Here is a 15137-nt window from a genome sequence, read left to right as displayed (position 1 = left end):
GATTCGGGGCGAGGCGTGAAAAGCGGCGGCTCGAGCGTGACAGAGCGCGGTGCCATACAGAATCTGTATATCACCGTTATCGCAGTGTCGCGGGACGGCCGGAGACACCACGCGTGGCCCGAGAAACGAGCTTCCGGTGGGAGCTGTGGCGGCGTTCCCTGGTACGATCCGGCCAGAGGCGAAGCGGGAGCCGGTGTTGGAAACGCTCAAGGAAGCGAATCAGGCGGTGGTGGTCTGCGGCATTCTGGTGGATGCACAGGGGCGGATCTTTCTGGCGCGTCGTGGGGCCGATCAGGCGCTGGCGCGGTATTGGGAATTCCCCGGTGGCAAGGCGGAGCCGGGCGAGAGCATGGAAGCTGCGTTGTGCCGCGAATTTCGTGAAGAGCTGGCGTTGGAGCTCCGGGTGGGCGAAGAGATCGGGCGCACGCCGATTCCGGGTAATGGGGGCCTTGAGTTGGTGGCGCTGCGCGCGTGGACGGATGACGAAAGCCCGGTGCTGACCGTGCACGATCGGTGGTGCTGGGTGTCGCCGCCGGAGGCGCGCGGGCTCGATCTCGCGCCTGCGGACATCCCGTTGCTCGAAGCCTTTATTGCTGCACGTTCCGAATGAGCCGAGATAGCGCTGCCAAATCCCTGTCCAGTGGCCAATGGGTCGGTCTGCATGAGCGGTTGGATACGCCGCGGGTACGGCAAGCGCTGGAGGCCCTGGGGCTGGAGGGACACGCCCGTTGGAGCCCGGGCTTGGAGGGCGACGATCTGGCGTTGAGCCTGGTCGCTGAGCTGGCCCAGCGGCTCGCGGAGCGCGCGGGTGAGCTGCGGGAAAAGGGACACGACGACTGGACGCGGGCCGTGCAGGGGCTGGCGGATGCGCTGGCGGCGGCGGGGCATCCGCTATCCGGGATTGAGGAGGACCTGCCGCAGCCGCCGTTTCGGCAGTTGCTGGAGGTGCGTTCCCCGGCCGCCGATCAGGTGGGGCAGCAGGAGACACCGCGCCCGGATGTTCCGCTGGCGCTGTCCAGCCTGCTCACCGGTTCGGATCGCACACCGAGTCTGCTCACGCAGATCGAGAAGGAGCTGGCCAGTGCGGAGCGGGCCGACTGGCTGGTGTCGTTCATCAAGTGGAGCGGGATTCGCGCCCTGCGCGAGACGCTGAAGCGCTTTACCGAGACCCCGACGACCGATGGCTCGCCCAGGCTGCGGATCGCGACGACCTCGTACCTTGGGGCCACGGATCTGAAGGCGATCGAGTTTCTGCTGGGCCTGCCGAACACCGAGATACGCGTTTCGTACGACACGCACCGCACGCGCCTGCACGCCAAGGCCTACCTGTTCCATCGGAACACGGGGTTTGGCAGTGCCTACATTGGCTCGGCGAATGTCTCGCGGGTGGCGATGGATGAGGGCCTGGAGTGGACGGCCAAGGTCAGTGAATACGAGCTGCCGCATATGTGGCGCCAGATACAGACGTCGTTCGAGGCGCATTGGGCAGACCCGGCGGAGTTCGAACCGCTCACCACGGACGACCTACCCCGCCTGCAACAGGCACTGGAGTCGGAATCCAGCTCGGGGCCCGGGGCGCAGAAAGACGCCACCGCGTTCTTCGACCTGCGGCCGTATGCCTTCCAGCAGGAGATCCTGGAGGACATCCAGCGCGAGCGCCGTTCGGGGATCGCCCGCCATCTGGTGATCGCGGCCACCGGGACCGGCAAGACCATGATCGCCGCGTTCGACTACCGCCGCTTTGCGCGCGAGCAGGCGGATAAGGGGCGTCCTTCGCTGCTGTTCATTGCCCACCGTGAAGAGATCCTGCGGCAAGCGATGGCCAGCTTTCGGCAAGTGTTGCAGGACCACGAGTTTGGCGATGTGCTGGTGGGCGGGGCGCGTCCGACCCAGGACCGTCACCTGTTCTGCACGGTGCAGAGCTGGAATGCGCGGGAGCTCGATCGCCTCGACCCGGCACATTTCGACTACGTGGTACTGGATGAGGCGCACCACAGTAGCGCCGGGAGCTACCAGCGCATCCTGGACCATGTGCGGCCCAAGTGCCTGCTGGGCCTGACGGCGACCCCGGAGCGCACGGATGCCGACGACATCCGCCAGCACTTCGGCCAGCGTTACACCCACGAGATCCGCCTGCCGGATGCGATCGAGCGGCGCCTGCTGGTGCCGTTCCATTACTTCGGCGTGGCCGACCATGAGTCCGTGGATCTGAGCCGAGTGAGCTGGCAGCGTGGCGGCTATGACGCCGACGAACTGGAAGGGGTGTTCACCGGCAACCGGGCGCGAGCCGATTGGGTGCTGCGGCAGGCGCATGAGCACGCGACGGATCTCAGCTCGGTCAGGGGCTTGGGTTTCTGCATCAGCTGCGACCATGCCCGATTCATGGCCGAGCATTTCTCGGCCAAGCAGGTGCCCAGCGCGGTGCTGACTGGCGAGAGCTCGGATCACGAGCGGCAGTCGGTGCAGCGCGACCTGCGCGAGGGGCGCATCCGCTTCATCTTTACGGTGGACCTCTACAACGAAGGCGTCGACCTGCCGGAGGTGGACACCGTTTTGCTGCTGCGCCCGACCGAGAGCCTGACGGTCTACCTACAGCAGATGGGCCGCGGCCTGCGCTTGCACGAAGGTAAGCCGCACCTGACCGTGCTCGATTTCGTCGCACCGCAGCACCGGCGTTTTCGTTATGCCGCGCGGTTCCGGGCCCTGAGCGCGCGGCCGGAGAAGCGGGTGGATCACCAGATTCAGGAAGGCTTCCCCTGGTTACCCAGCGGCTGCCTGATCCACCTCGACCGCTTGGCCACCCAGCACGTTCTCGACAACATCCGTGCGCAGATCAACCGCCAGCGACCGCAGATCGTGCGCGAGCTGAAGGACTGTTTCCGGGAGGACATCGACTCCGCCAGCCTGCCCAAGATGCTCGACTGCCTGCATATGGATGATGCGGAAGACCTGCTGCGCAAGGACCTGCCCTCCCGGCTGCGCGCGGAATGCGGAGGCGAATCGACCGAAGCGCTAGCGCCCTATGCCAGTGGCCTCAAACGCGGGCTGCAGCGCTTGGCGCGGTGTGACGATTACCAGTTGCTGGAAACCCTGCAGACCCACCTGGCGCAGCCGGCCGCGAACGTGGAGCAGCTTGCCGAAGAAGATCGGCTCCGGCTGGCCCTCGTCCACAGCACCCTATGGGGCAAGACGCGGCCGGGGGACGGGGACCTAACCACCGTGGATGCCTTCGTCCGCGAACAGCGCCCTCTGTACCGGGATCTCCAGGAAGTCGCCGCCTGGCGACACGAGCGTATCGTCCCCGCCAGCGGCATCACCTTCCCGGAGCAGACGGGGCCGCTGGAACTGCACGCGTCTTACACCCGCGAGCAGATCCTGCTGGCGCTGGGACTTGGCAGCCTGGAGAAGCCGATCACCCAGCAGGAGGGTGTGCGGCACGTACCGGAGCGACGGGTCGATGCGTTGTTCGTGACCCTGGAGAAATCCGAACAGGAGTTCTCGCCCACCACCATGTACGAGGACTACGCCCTCAACGAGCGACGGTTCCACTGGCAGTCACAGTCCGGCACCTCACCCACCTCGGAGACCGGGCAGCGTTACATCCACCACGAGGCGCGTGGCTACACCCCCATGCTGTTCATTCGGCGGGCCAAGCGTGATGCGACGGGCCTCAGCGAACCATTCACCTTCTGCGGCCTGGTGCGTTACCAGCACCACGAGGGCAGCAAGCCGATGAGCATCATCTGGGAGCTGGAGTACGAGATGCCCGCGCGGCTCCTGCACCTCGCCCGCCGTACCGTCCTGTAACGCGGCTAGGGAAACGCGGATCAGGCGGTCTGTAGCGCGGTCTTCTGTTCCCAGGCGAGGGCGTGGCGGACGATCTGGTCGAGGTCGGCGTAGCGGGGTTCCCAGGCGAGGGTCTTGCGGATACGGCGGGCGTCGGCCATCAGGGCGGGCGGGTCGCCTTCGCGGCGCGGGCCGAGGGTGACGGGGAAGTCCACGCCGCTGGCGCGTTTCACGGCGTCGATCACCTCGAGCACGCTGTAGGCGTGACCGTAGCCGCAGTTGAGCACCTGAGAGTCGCCGCCGCCGTCGAGGTGTTCCAGGGCGCGGACGTGGGCGGCGGCCAGGTCTTCCACGTGGATGTAGTCGCGTTCGCAGGTGCCGTCGCGGGTGTCGTAGTCGGTGCCGAATACGGTGATGCCGTCGCGCTGGCCGGTGGCGGCCTGGCAGGCGACCTTGATCAGGTGGGTGGCGTCGGGCGTGGCCTGGCCCAGGTGGCCGTCGGGAGCGGCGCCGGCCACGTTGAAGTAGCGCAGGCTGACGTAGCGCAGGTCCGAGGCGGCGCCCAGGTCCATCAGCATGCGCTCGGACATCATCTTGGAGGCGCCGTAGGGGTTGATCGGCTGCAGCGGTGCGTCTTCCGCAACCGAGACGGTGTCGGGGATGCCGTAGACCGCGGCGGTGGAGGAAAACACGAAATGGCGCACGCCGGTATCCGCACAGGCCTGCAGCAGATTGAGGGTGTTGCGGGTGTTGTTGCCGTAGTACTTGAGCGGATCGGCGACCGATTCGGGCACGACGATATGCGCGGCGAAGTGGAGCACGCCGTCGAACCCGCGTTCTAGGGTGTCGCGCAGGCCTTCGGTATCGGCCAGGTCGCCGACCACCAGCTCGGCATCCCCCACGGCCCAGGCGTGGCCGGTACTGAGGTTGTCGTACACGGTGACCGTGTGCCCCGCCCTGCGCAGGTGCTGCAGGACATGGCTGCCGATATAGCCGGCCCCGCCCGTTACCAGCAGTTTCATCCATCGCCCCCGGTCGCTGTGGGTTGGGGCTGGCGGGGCGCGTCAGGGGTCGGGTGGTGCCGGGTGACGGCCGTATTGCCAGCGATACCACAGAATACCGAGGTACTCGTGCATGGCGAGCCAGCTCGTGCGCATGGCGTTAGCCTGGGGTTTGAAGGCGCCTAACGACAGCCGCGTGTCATGCGCGACGAACGCCCCGGTTGGCGCCGGGATGGGCTCCAGCCCGGCGCGTTCGAACGCGGCCGTGGCGCGCGGCAGGTGGTGGGCATGGGTGACCAGCAGCACGCGTTGCAGGCCGTGTTCCTGCAGCAGCGCGGCCGAGTGGTGGGCATTGCCCTGCGTGTCGCGCGCCTGAGGTTCCTGCCACACCGGCGATACCCCGAACTCCTCCAGCACCTCGGCCATCCAGCGGGCCTCCGGTTCCCGATCGTCCGGGCCGCCGCCGGTGGCGACCACCGGCAGGCCGGTGCGCCGGTGCAGGGCCGCGGCATAGCGCAGGCGCACCAGGGCCAGGTCGTTCACCGTCTCGCCGGAGAACTCGACGGCGCCGCTGCGGTAGCCGGCGCCGAGCACGACGATCGCCTCGGCGCGTTCCAGCGCCGCCGCGTCCGGGGGTGACCACGGCGCCTGCAACGGGGCCATCAGGGCGTGGCTGACGGGCGGGAGGCTGAAGGCGTAGGTCAGCAGGAGCCCGGTGATCAGCAGCGCCTTGCCCGCGAGGGTGCGCATCAGCAGCAGGCCCGCCAGGGCCAGCAGCAGTGGCCCGCTGGGCGGGAGCAGCAGCCAGTCGGCCAGAAAACGCAGCGACAGAAAATCCACGGGGCATCCTTGTTGGCGGTAGCAGGACGGCCCGGCGGCGCCGTAACGCGAACGTTAGTCAGGAGCCGCCGGGAATGAAGGCCTTACGTGGACTCTGTTCACAACCGGGGCCTAACATCAAGTTGCTTGTGGAATCCGGTATTCCCGGTAAGCGTAGCCAGGTATCGCGGCCTTCGGGGTGCGGTGCGGGCCCGGTTCCCGGTCGGGTGAAGCCTCCAAACAACCGCCAGAAATGTCCAAGGGGGAGTCGCGATGTCCCTGATCCATGCTTCAAAGGTCGGGCCGAAGTTCGGGTTCGCCTTCCTGCTGCCGGCCCTGATCCTGGGTGGCTGCGCCACGACCGATTTTCCGGATGCCCCGACCTCCATCGAGCGCACGGTGATCGAGCAGTACATCATCGGTCCCGGCGACTCCCTGCAGGTGTCTGTGCGTGGCAATCCGGATCTCTCCACCGGCGTATCCGTACGCCCGGACGGGCAGATCACCACCCCGCTGGTCGAGGATGTCCAGGCCAGCGGCCAGACGCCCACCGAACTGGCGCGGGCGATGGAGGAGGAGCTCTCCCGGTTCCTGCGCGATCCGATCGTCACGGTGATGGTGACCGGCTTCGCCGGGCCCTACAGCCGCCAGATCCGGGTGATCGGGCAGGCTGCGGAGCCGCAGGCGCTGCAGTACCGCGAGGAGATGAGCGTGATGGACGTGATGATCGCGGTGGGCGGTATCACCGACTTCGCGGCCGGCAATCGCGCGGTGATCGTGCGCAACGAGGACGGCGAGCGCAAGCAGTACCGGGTGCGCCTGGACGACCTGGTGAATGGCGGCGACATCTCGGCCAACGTGGACATGCTGCCCGGCGACACGCTGATCATTCCGGAACGACGCTTCTGACGAGCCCGGGGCGCGACGGGCGGGTTCCGGGCGCGCGGCGCTGAGGCGCCGCCGGGGAATCGTCGCCGCCACGCTGCGGGATCGGGGACGGTAGACATGGACCCCCTGACAAGGACGCACAACCCCGCTGCGCAAGCGCCTCGGCGAGAGGGCTAGTCGTGCGCATCTTCGGCCACTACATACGCCGCCGCGTGCTGATGCTCGCGACCGCGGAACTGCTGGTGGCGTATCTGTGCCTGTACCTGGTGCTGAGCCTGCCACCCTTTCAGCCGGAGGCCCTCAGCCTGCTGGACCCGGAGCTGGTGGCGGCGACGCTGGTCGTCCTGCTGGTGCTCACCCTGGCGGGCCTGTACGAGTCGGACTATCTGGCCACCCGCAGCACGCTGCGCTCCCTGTTGCGCCTGGTGCCGGCGCTGCTGTTCGTGGGCGGGCTGCTGCTCCTGTATGGGGCCCTGGTGCCGGCGGCGCTCTTTTCGCCAACGGCGGTCGGCGGCGGCGTGCTGCTGTTGCTGACCGGGCTGGTTGCCGAGCGCACCCTCTGGTGCAATTTCTCCGACGCCGACGCCTTCAAGCGCCGCATCCTGGTGCTGGGTACCGGCAGCCGGGCCCGCGCGATCGAGACGGTCCACGCGGACAAGGCCCCGGACGACCTGCCGTTCCGGGTGCTGGGCTACATCGCCACCGAGGGCGAGAAGGGCTGCCCGCAGGATCCGGCGCGCCAGTTACAGCTGGGCTGCGATGCGAGTCTGCTGGAGATGGCGCGCGAGTTTCGGGCCCACGAGATCGTGGTCGCCATCCGCGACCGACGGGGCAACCTGCCCGTCCGGCAGCTGCTCGAGTGCAAGCTGAACGGGGTGGCTGTCACCGATGTGTCCAGTTTCTTCGAGCGTGAACAGCAGCGGGTGCAACTGGACTCGCTGAACGCCAGCTGGCTGATCTTCGGCGAGGGGTTCCGCCAGCACTGGTCCCGCAACGCCATCAAGCGGACCTTCGACGTGCTGGCCAGTTCGACGCTGCTGCTGGCCACCCTGCCGGTGATGCTGGTCACCGCCCTGGCCATCAAGCTGGAAAGCCGCGGCCCGGTGTTCTACTGGCAGACGCGCGTGGGGCTGGGGAATGTGCCATTCGAGGTCTGCAAGTTCCGCAGCATGCGCGAAGACGCCGAAGTCGATGGCGTGGCGCGCTGGGCGGTGCGCGACGACGACCGCGTGACCCGCGTGGGGCGCATTATCCGCAAGCTGCGTATCGACGAGCTGCCGCAGGTGATCAACGTGTTCCAGGGCAGCATGTCGTTCGTCGGGCCGCGCCCGGAGCGGCCCGTGTTCGTCGAGCAACTGACCGAGCAGATCCCCTATTTCCCGGCGCGCCACTCGATCCGCCCCGGCATTACCGGCTGGGCGCAGGTGCGCTACCCCTACGGGGCCTCGGTCGAGGACGCGCGGCAGAAGCTGCAGTACGACCTGTACTACGTGAAGAATCACACCCTGTTCCTGGATGTCCTGATCCTGATCGAGACGGTCAAGGTCGTCCTGTTCGGCCGCGGCGCGCGCTGATCCCGTAATGACCAGTGTTCCCCTGGCCGCGATCGGCTACCTGACAGCGGCACTGGCGTTCCTGGTGCTGGCGGTGGTGACGCTGGTGCGCTGGCGCAACCGGCCCTCGGGCCTGTGGGTGGTCCTGGCCGCGTTGCTGTCGGTGGGATGGGCCGGTTACCTCGGGTTTCTCGCCTGGCAGTACGGGACCAGCGCGGCGATCTCCGGCGGCGTGATGGAGGTGGCGCGCAATGCCGGCTGGTTCGCCCTGCTGCTGGCGTTGCTCGCCGGCAGTGGCAGCCGCCCCGGGGTCGATCCGCGCGCCCTGCGCTGGTGGGCCAGTGGCGTCGCGGTCTTTCTGCTGTTCATCCTGGTGCCGATGCTGTGGCCGCAGCTGCTGGGCGCGATCTGGCCGGGGCTGGCCACATTGCTGATGGCGATCGCCGGGCTGGTGCTGGTGGAGCAGGTCTACCGCAATACGCCGCCGCAGAATCGCTGGGAGATCAAGTTCCTGTGCCTGGGTCTGGGCGGCCTGTTCGCCTTCGACCTGTTCCTGTTCGCGGACCTGGTGCTGTTCCAGACCATCGACAGCCCGTCCTGGCAGGCCCGCGGGTTCGTGAATGCGCTGGTGGTCCCGCTACTGGCAATTTCGGTGAGCCGGCGCCTGCCGCAGCGCGAGGGGCCCACGGTTTCGCGCCACCTGCTGTTCCATACCGCATCGTTGATCGGGGCCGGGCTGTACCTGCTGGCGGTGGGCGGCGCGGGCTACTACCTGCGCCACCACGGGGGGGACCTGGGCGCCCTGCTGCAGGTGACCCTACTGTTCGGGGCGGTACTGCTGCTGGCGGTGGTGCTCTTCTCCGGCAGCGTCCGCGCCCAGCTGCGGGTATGGCTGGCCAAGCACTTCTTCAACTATCGCTACGACTACCGCCAGGAATGGCTGCGCTTTACCGGGACCCTCGCGCAGACCGACGACGAGACCCCGTTCCGGCAGCGGGCGATCCAGGCCATCGGCGAGCTGGTCGAGAGCCCCGGTGGCCTGCTCTGGGTCCATCGCGACGACGGCCGTTTTGCCCTCGACGGCGTGCTGAACCTGGGCGAGCCGGCGTACCCGGCGCTGGAACCGGACGATTCCCTGGTGGTGTTTCTGATGCGCACCGGCTGGGTCATCGACATCGACGAGTTCCGCCGCGATCCGGCGTTCTATCACGGACTGGAGCTCCCGGCCTGGCTGGTGGACAACCCGCGCCACTGGGCCGTGGTGCCGTTGCTGAAAAGCGATGGCCTGGAGGGCTTTGTCGTGCTGGCCCAGCCGCGGGCGCGGCATCGCATCGACTGGGAGGAGCGCGATCTGCTGAAGACCGCGGGCCGCCAGCTCGCGGTGTACGTGGCGCTGGTACAGACCGACGAGGCGCTGCTGGAGGCGCGCCAGTTCGAGACCTTCCACCGGCTGGCGGCGTTCCTGGTCCACGACCTCAAGAACGTCTCGGCCCAGTTGTCCCTGATCAGCGCCAACGCCGAGCGCCACCGCGACAATCCCGAGTTCGTGGCGGATGCCTTCCGCACCGTGGGCAATGCCCGCGAGCGCCTGGAGCGCACCCTGGCCCAGTTGCGCAAGGCCCAGCCGGGGGCCGACAGCCCGCGCCAGGCGATCGAGGTGGACGCCCTGCTGGAGGAGGTTGCGCACGATAGCCGCGAGGTCCGGCCGGTGCCCCGGGTCACGGTGGAGGACAGCGCCGGAGTTCTCGGAAACCGCGACGCACTGCGGAATGTGCTGCTGCACCTGGTGCGGAATGCACAGGAGGCCACGCCGGATAACGGCGATATAACCATGACCCTGAAAACCCGAGATCAATGGGCCATCATCGAAATCGAGGACAACGGGGCGGGCATGGACGAGGACTTCGTCCGGCGGCGGCTCTTCCGCCCCTTCCAGACCACCAAGGGAAACGCCGGCATGGGCATTGGCCTGTACGAGGCCCGGGACCTGGTGGTCCGGATGGGTGGGCGGATCGATGTATCCAGCCACGTTGGCGAGGGGACCGCCTTCACGCTGCGTCTGCCACGGTACGGCACATGAGGCGTCTTCGTGCCGTTCACCATCACGTCCTCCCGGGGCCGGGTGCAAAGTAATGGAGTCGATGCTCAAGCTGCTGATTGTCGAGGATGACGCCGGTCTGCAAAGCCAGTTGCGCTGGTGCCTGGACGGCTACGAGATCCTGCAGGCCCAGGATCGCGCCAGCGCGATGGCGCACATACGCCGCTACGAGCCCGAACTCGTGACCCTGGACCTCGGCCTGCCCCCCGACCCGGCCAACGCCACCGAGGGCCTCGCGCTGCTGGAAGAGATCCTGGCGTTCAACCCCGGGGTCAAGGTGGTCGTGGTCACCGGCAATGACGATCGCGAGAACGCGCTGAAGGCCGTCGCCCTCGGGGCCTACGACTTTTACATCAAGCCCGTGGACGCCGAGCTCCTGCGCCTGATCGTGGACCGCGCCGCGCGGCTGTACGAACTCGAGGAGGAGAACCGCCGGCTGGCCCGCGGCAGCACCTCTTCGCTGTCCGGGATCATCACCTCGGATCCGCAAATGCTGCAGGTCTGCCGCATGGTGGAGCGCGTGGCGCCCTCCGACGCGACCGTCCTGCTGCTGGGCGACAGCGGGACCGGCAAGGAGGTCCTGGCGCGCGCCGTCCACGACCTCAGCAACCGCGCGAAGGAGCGCTTCGTCGCGATCAACTGCGCCGCGATCCCGGAGAACCTCCTGGAGAGCGAGCTGTTCGGTTACGAGAAGGGCGCCTTCACCGGTGCGACCCGCCAGACCATCGGCAAGATCGAGCATGCTGACAAGGGCACGCTGTTCCTCGACGAGATCGGCGACCTCCCGCAGAGCCTGCAGGCCAAGCTGCTGCGCTTCCTGCAGGAGCGCACGGTCGAGCGTCTGGGCGGGCGCAACGAGATCCCGGTGGACGTCCGCATCATCGGCGCCACCAACCAGGACCTCCAGGCCCTGATCCGGGCGGGCGACTTCCGCGAAGACCTGTTCTATCGCATCAGCGAGATCAGTATCGACATCCCGCCGGTGCGCGCCCGTCAGGGGGACGCGACCCTGCTGGCTCACGCCCTGCTGGAACGCTTCGCGCGCGAGCAGGGCAAGCCGCGCCGCGGCTTTACCGCCGACGCGCTGCGCGCGATCGAGGGCCACCCCTGGCCCGGCAATGTGCGCGAGATGGAAAACCTGATCCGCCGCGCCGTGATCATGGCCGACGGCAATCTGGTGACCGCGGACGACCTCGGGCTCGAGGACCACGACCAGGAAACGCCGCCGGAGCGTCTGCGCGAGGCCCGCGACCGGGCCGAATATCAGTCTGTGATCAAGGCGATGGGCCGCTGCAACGGCAACATTGCCCAGGCGGCCGATACCCTCGGCATTACCCGTCCAACGCTCTACGGCCTGCTCGACAAGTACGGGCTCAGATGAGGCACACCATGGTGACTACCCGATACACGAATCAAGCGCCCGGCCCCGCCCGGTCCCGTCCCAGCCGGATGCCGCGGGGGCGATTGAAGCCACTGGCGCTGGCGGTGATCCTGGCCACCGGAGTGGGCCTGGCGGGCTGTGACCAGATCGGGACGGCCAGCGAACAGGACTACCTCGACCGTGCCCAGGCCCTGCAGGAGCAGGGGGACTACCGGGGCGCCCGCATCGAGTATCGCAACGCCCTGCAACTGAACACCGATGCCCCGGCCACGCGCCGCAGCCTTGGCGTGGTGTATCTGCAGCTGGACAACCCCGAGGAGGCCCGCCGCCAGCTGGAACGGGCGCAGTCGCTCGGTATCCCGGAGGCGCAGGTGGCGCTGCCGCTGGCCGAGGCGTGGTTCGCGACCGACCGCTTCGCGCGGATCCGGGCGCAGTCGGTGCCGGAGGATCTCGCCGCCGAGGAGCGGCCACGGCTGCACGCGCTGCGGGCGGTCGCCTTTGCCGCCGTGGGCGAGCGCGACGCCGCGGAGGCCGAGCTGGCACAGGTCGATGCGGCCGAACAGGCGCCGCTGCAGGCCCTGGCGCATGCTCATCTGGCGATGGCCGAGGGTGATGCCGAGCGGGCGATGGCCTCCCTCGAGCAGGCGCTCGATCAGGACCCCGAGCTGGCGCATGCCTGGAGCCTGCTGGGTGAATACCGCCGTATTACCGGCGACCCCGAGGGCGCGGAAGAGGCCTTCACCCGGGCCATCGAGGTGCGCCCGGCTTCCGGACGTGACTACATGGCGCGCGCGATGGTGCGCCTGAATGCCGGCGATTATGAAGGGGCGCGGGCGGACGTCGACGGCCTGATGCAGGGTGGCTCGTCGCATCCCGGCGTGCATTACCTGGACGGGATGCTCCTGATGCAGGAGGAACGCTACAGCGACGCGCGCGCGAGTTTCGAACGGGCCGTGGCCGGCAATCGCACCTACAGCCCCGCATTACTGGGGCTTGGCCTGGCGCATCGCAGCCTGGGCAATCTGGAGCAGGCCGAGCACAACCTGAACCGCCATGTGCAGGAGAGCCCGGGATCGCTGCAGGGCATCCGTACCCTGACGGCGATCTATCTGGAACAGGATCGGGTGGAGGATGCGCTGCGGTTCGTGGACCGGGTCAGCCGCGACTACACCGGCGATCCCGCCGACATGGCGGAGCTGCGCGGGCGCCTGCTGCTGGTGGCCGGCGACTCCGAAGCCGGGATCGAAGCCTTGCGCGATGCCGTGGCCGCGAGCCCCGGCTCTCAGGGCCTGCAGGAACTCCTGGCGGTGGCGCTGCTCCGGGGTGGCGAGACCGAGGAAGGCCTGGACGTGATGCGTGCCGCCGGTGGCGGCGAGGTTACGGCGCAACAGGTCGATACCACCATGGTGCTCTACCTGTTGCAGGCGGGTCGCTATGACGAGGCGCTGGAACGCGCCCAGCGCCTGCAGGAGCTGCAGCCGGAGGCCGCCGGCCCGCTGAGTCTCCAGGGCGCCGCCCTGATGGGACTGGGCCGGACCGACGAGGCGCGCGCCGCGTTCCGCGAAGGGGTCGAACGTGACCCGGACGATATCTCCGTGGCGATGAACCTTGCCAGCCTGGAATTGCAGGCCGGCAACCGTGGCGCGGCACGGGAGGTCCTGGAAGCGATTCAGGATCGCCACCCCGGGCATGCCCGCTCCGCGCAGCGCCTGGCCAACCTGAGTCTCCAGGACGGGGACCAGCAGGGCGCCGCCCGCTGGTTTCGGGTGGCGATCGAGTCACAGCCCGAGATGCTGCCACCGCATCTCGCGCTGGCCCAGATCCAGCTCCAGGGCGGCCGCCCCGAGCAGGCACTGGAGACGCTCGAGGCCGCGAGTGAACATCATCCGGACAATCCCGACCTGCTGTATGCGCTGGCCGATGTCCAGCAGACGCTTAATCGTCCCGATGCCGCGGTCGCCAGTCTAGAGGCGGCCGTCGGGCAGGCGCCGGACAATGTGAACCTTCGGCTTGCCCTGGCCCGCGCGCATGCGCAGGCCGGTGACGAGGCCGCCACCGAGGCCACGCTGCGCGAGCTGCTGGAACGCCAGCCGGAACATTACCGGGCCCGCGTGCTGCTGGCTCGAGGGCTGGTCAACCAGGAGCGCACGGAGGACGCCCGGCCGCATCTGCAGCGGCTGGAAGAACGCTTCGAGGATCGCAGCGAGGTCCAGGCCCTGCTGGGACGTGCGGCCCTGCAGCGGGATGATCCCGCGGCCGCCGTGCGGCATTACCGGGCCGCGCTGGCGGACCCGGGCGCCCAGCGCCGGGACTGGGTCCATGAAATGGCCCGCGCACAACGGGAATCCGGCGAGTTCGAGGCCGGCCAGGCCACGCTGGAAGACTGGCTCGACGAGCACCCGCAGGACCTGGCCACCCGGCACATCTATGCGGCGCAGCAGATGGCAGCGGGCGACGAGTCGGGCGCCGTGGCCTCGTACCGCCGCATCGTCGATCAGGATGCGGACGACGTGATCGCCCTCAACAACCTGGCCTGGACCCTGCGTGAACGCGAGACCGAAGAGGCGCTCGGGCATGCCCGCCGGGCCGCCGAACTCGCTCCGGAGGCGCCCCCGGTGCTGGACACGCTGGCCGTGGTGCTGATCCACGCGGGCGAGCCGGCCGAGGCCGCGGATATCCTGGGTCGCGCGCACGAGCTGGCTCCGGAGGATCCGGGCATCCAGTACCACCTGGCCTGGGCGGAAAGCGAACAGGGTGCACGCGACGCCGCCGCCGACCGCCTGCGGCAACTGCTGGACGCGCACGACGCCTTCCCGCAACGGGCCGACGCCGAGGCCTTGCTCGACCGCCTGTAAGCCCGAAGAGGTCCGCCGTTCGAAGGGGCTGCCACAGGCAGCCCCTTTTTTCATGCCTGCCCGCACGCCTGCACGGCGGGGATGACGGTGTGTGGGGGTATGAGGCCGGGAATCTGGATGCCCTGTTCCGCCCCCTGTAGGAGCCTGCTCGCAGGCGAATGCCCCTGCCCGCGTCCGGCTCTGGCAGGAGCTTCGCCTGCAAGCAGGCTCCCACAAGGATGTTTCCACCGCGCACCCCTCTGTCGTCATCCTGGAGACCGCGCAGCGGTTATCCGGGATCACCCGGGGGATGGTCCGGCGCCGGTGGCGGGGTGGGAGATCCCGGCTCTCCGGCGCGCTGCGGCGGGGATGACGGTGTGTGTGGCGGGGATGCGGTCGGGAATCCGGATGTCCTGATCCGCCCCCTGTAGGAGACTGCTTGCAGGCGAATGCTCCTGCCCGCGTCCGGCTCTGGCAGGGGCTTCGCCTGCAAGCAGGCTTGTATGTTTACCCGTGGCAGGCCTAGAAAGGGTCTGTCGGGGTGGAGGGACGAAGCTGGCATCTGGCCTGTGGCACAGACGGTAGGAGAGTTCGTCCCACCCCTCACCTTAAACGCCGATAAGGAATCGATCGGCTCGGGACCGACGATAGATGGCAAGCCAGCGTTCGGTGAGGCCCCGACAGACCACTCCAAGCTAGCTCGGGAGGTGTGATGATGGCAACGCATCGGATCGGGGTCGATGTCGGCAAGGCCGAGTTGTGGATCAGTATTGACGG

Annotated in this window: 9 protein-coding genes; 7 read left to right on the top strand and 2 right to left on the bottom strand. The window is 68.3% G+C overall.

What is annotated here, in order from left to right:
• Positions 1 to 196: 196 nt before the first annotated feature.
• Both D105_RS0112720 and D105_RS0112715 read left to right on the top strand, forming a co-directional pair.
• A complete protein-coding gene (locus D105_RS0112720; protein ID WP_018878643.1) occupies positions 197 to 610 on the top strand; it encodes a (deoxy)nucleoside triphosphate pyrophosphohydrolase in 414 nt (137 codons plus the stop codon).
• Positions 607 to 3807, top strand: a complete 3201-nt coding sequence (locus D105_RS0112715; protein ID WP_026280490.1) for a DUF3427 domain-containing protein — start codon at positions 607 to 609, stop codon at positions 3805 to 3807. Before D105_RS0112720 ends, D105_RS0112715 begins: the two co-directional genes overlap by 4 nt.
• A 20-nt stretch (positions 3808 to 3827) precedes the next feature.
• Here D105_RS0112715 and galE read toward each other — a convergent pair whose 3' ends face one another.
• Together galE and D105_RS0112705 are read right to left on the bottom strand one after the other, a co-directional pair.
• Positions 3828 to 4808 carry a UDP-glucose 4-epimerase GalE gene (gene galE, locus D105_RS0112710; protein WP_018878641.1) on the bottom strand — a complete coding sequence of 327 codons (981 nt, stop codon included), beginning with the start codon at positions 4806 to 4808 and terminating at the stop codon, positions 3828 to 3830.
• A gap of 42 nt (positions 4809 to 4850) precedes the next feature.
• Entirely contained in the window at positions 4851 to 5627 is a 777-nt protein-coding gene (locus D105_RS0112705) for a YdcF family protein (protein WP_018878640.1), read from the bottom strand.
• Between the two features lie 252 nt (positions 5628 to 5879).
• Between D105_RS0112705 and D105_RS0112700 the strand changes: the two genes are divergently transcribed.
• The 5 genes from D105_RS0112700 to prsT all read left to right on the top strand — a co-directional run bounded on the left by D105_RS0112700 (position 5880) and on the right by prsT (position 14381).
• The gene (locus D105_RS0112700; RefSeq protein ID WP_018866590.1) at positions 5880 to 6515 is read left to right on the top strand and encodes an XrtA/PEP-CTERM system exopolysaccharide export protein; all 636 of its coding nucleotides are present in this window, start codon (positions 5880 to 5882) and stop codon (positions 6513 to 6515) included.
• Between the two features lie 158 nt (positions 6516 to 6673).
• Positions 6674 to 8068: a TIGR03013 family XrtA/PEP-CTERM system glycosyltransferase gene (locus tag D105_RS0112695; protein ID WP_018878639.1), complete on the top strand. Its 1395-nt coding sequence runs from the start codon at positions 6674 to 6676 to the stop codon at positions 8066 to 8068.
• Positions 8069 to 8075: 7 nt separating this feature from the next.
• Positions 8076 to 10127, top strand: a complete 2052-nt coding sequence (gene prsK / locus D105_RS0112690) for an XrtA/PEP-CTERM system histidine kinase PrsK (protein WP_018878638.1) — start codon at positions 8076 to 8078, stop codon at positions 10125 to 10127.
• Between the two features lie 61 nt (positions 10128 to 10188).
• On the top strand, positions 10189 to 11526 hold the full coding sequence (prsR, locus tag D105_RS0112685) for a PEP-CTERM-box response regulator transcription factor (protein WP_026280489.1): 1338 nt from the start codon (positions 10189 to 10191) through the stop codon (positions 11524 to 11526).
• 83 nt (positions 11527 to 11609) lie between these two features.
• On the top strand, positions 11610 to 14381 hold the full coding sequence (gene prsT, locus D105_RS0112680; RefSeq protein ID WP_018878636.1) for an XrtA/PEP-CTERM system TPR-repeat protein PrsT: 2772 nt from the start codon (positions 11610 to 11612) through the stop codon (positions 14379 to 14381).
• The last annotated feature ends 756 nt before the right edge of the window (positions 14382 to 15137 follow it).

Source organism: Thioalkalivibrio sp. ALE28 (genome assembly GCF_000377425.1).
GTDB lineage: Bacteria > Pseudomonadota > Gammaproteobacteria > Ectothiorhodospirales > Ectothiorhodospiraceae > Thioalkalivibrio.
The sequence above is the reverse complement of the archived record's forward strand: the minus strand, read 5'-3'. Positions and strand labels throughout refer to the sequence as shown.

Coding starts and splice junctions, on each gene's coding strand:
- D105_RS0112715 (WP_026280490.1), top strand. CDS start 607: ATGAGCCGAGATAGCGCTGCCAAATCCCTGTCCAGTGGCCAATGGGTC.
- galE (WP_018878641.1), bottom strand. CDS start 4,808: ATGAAACTGCTGGTAACGGGCGGGGCCGGCTATATCGGCAGCCATGTC.
- D105_RS0112700 (WP_018866590.1), top strand. CDS start 5,880: ATGTCCCTGATCCATGCTTCAAAGGTCGGGCCGAAGTTCGGGTTCGCC.
- prsK (WP_018878638.1), top strand. CDS start 8,076: ATGACCAGTGTTCCCCTGGCCGCGATCGGCTACCTGACAGCGGCACTG.
- prsR (WP_026280489.1), top strand. CDS start 10,189: ATGCTCAAGCTGCTGATTGTCGAGGATGACGCCGGTCTGCAAAGCCAG.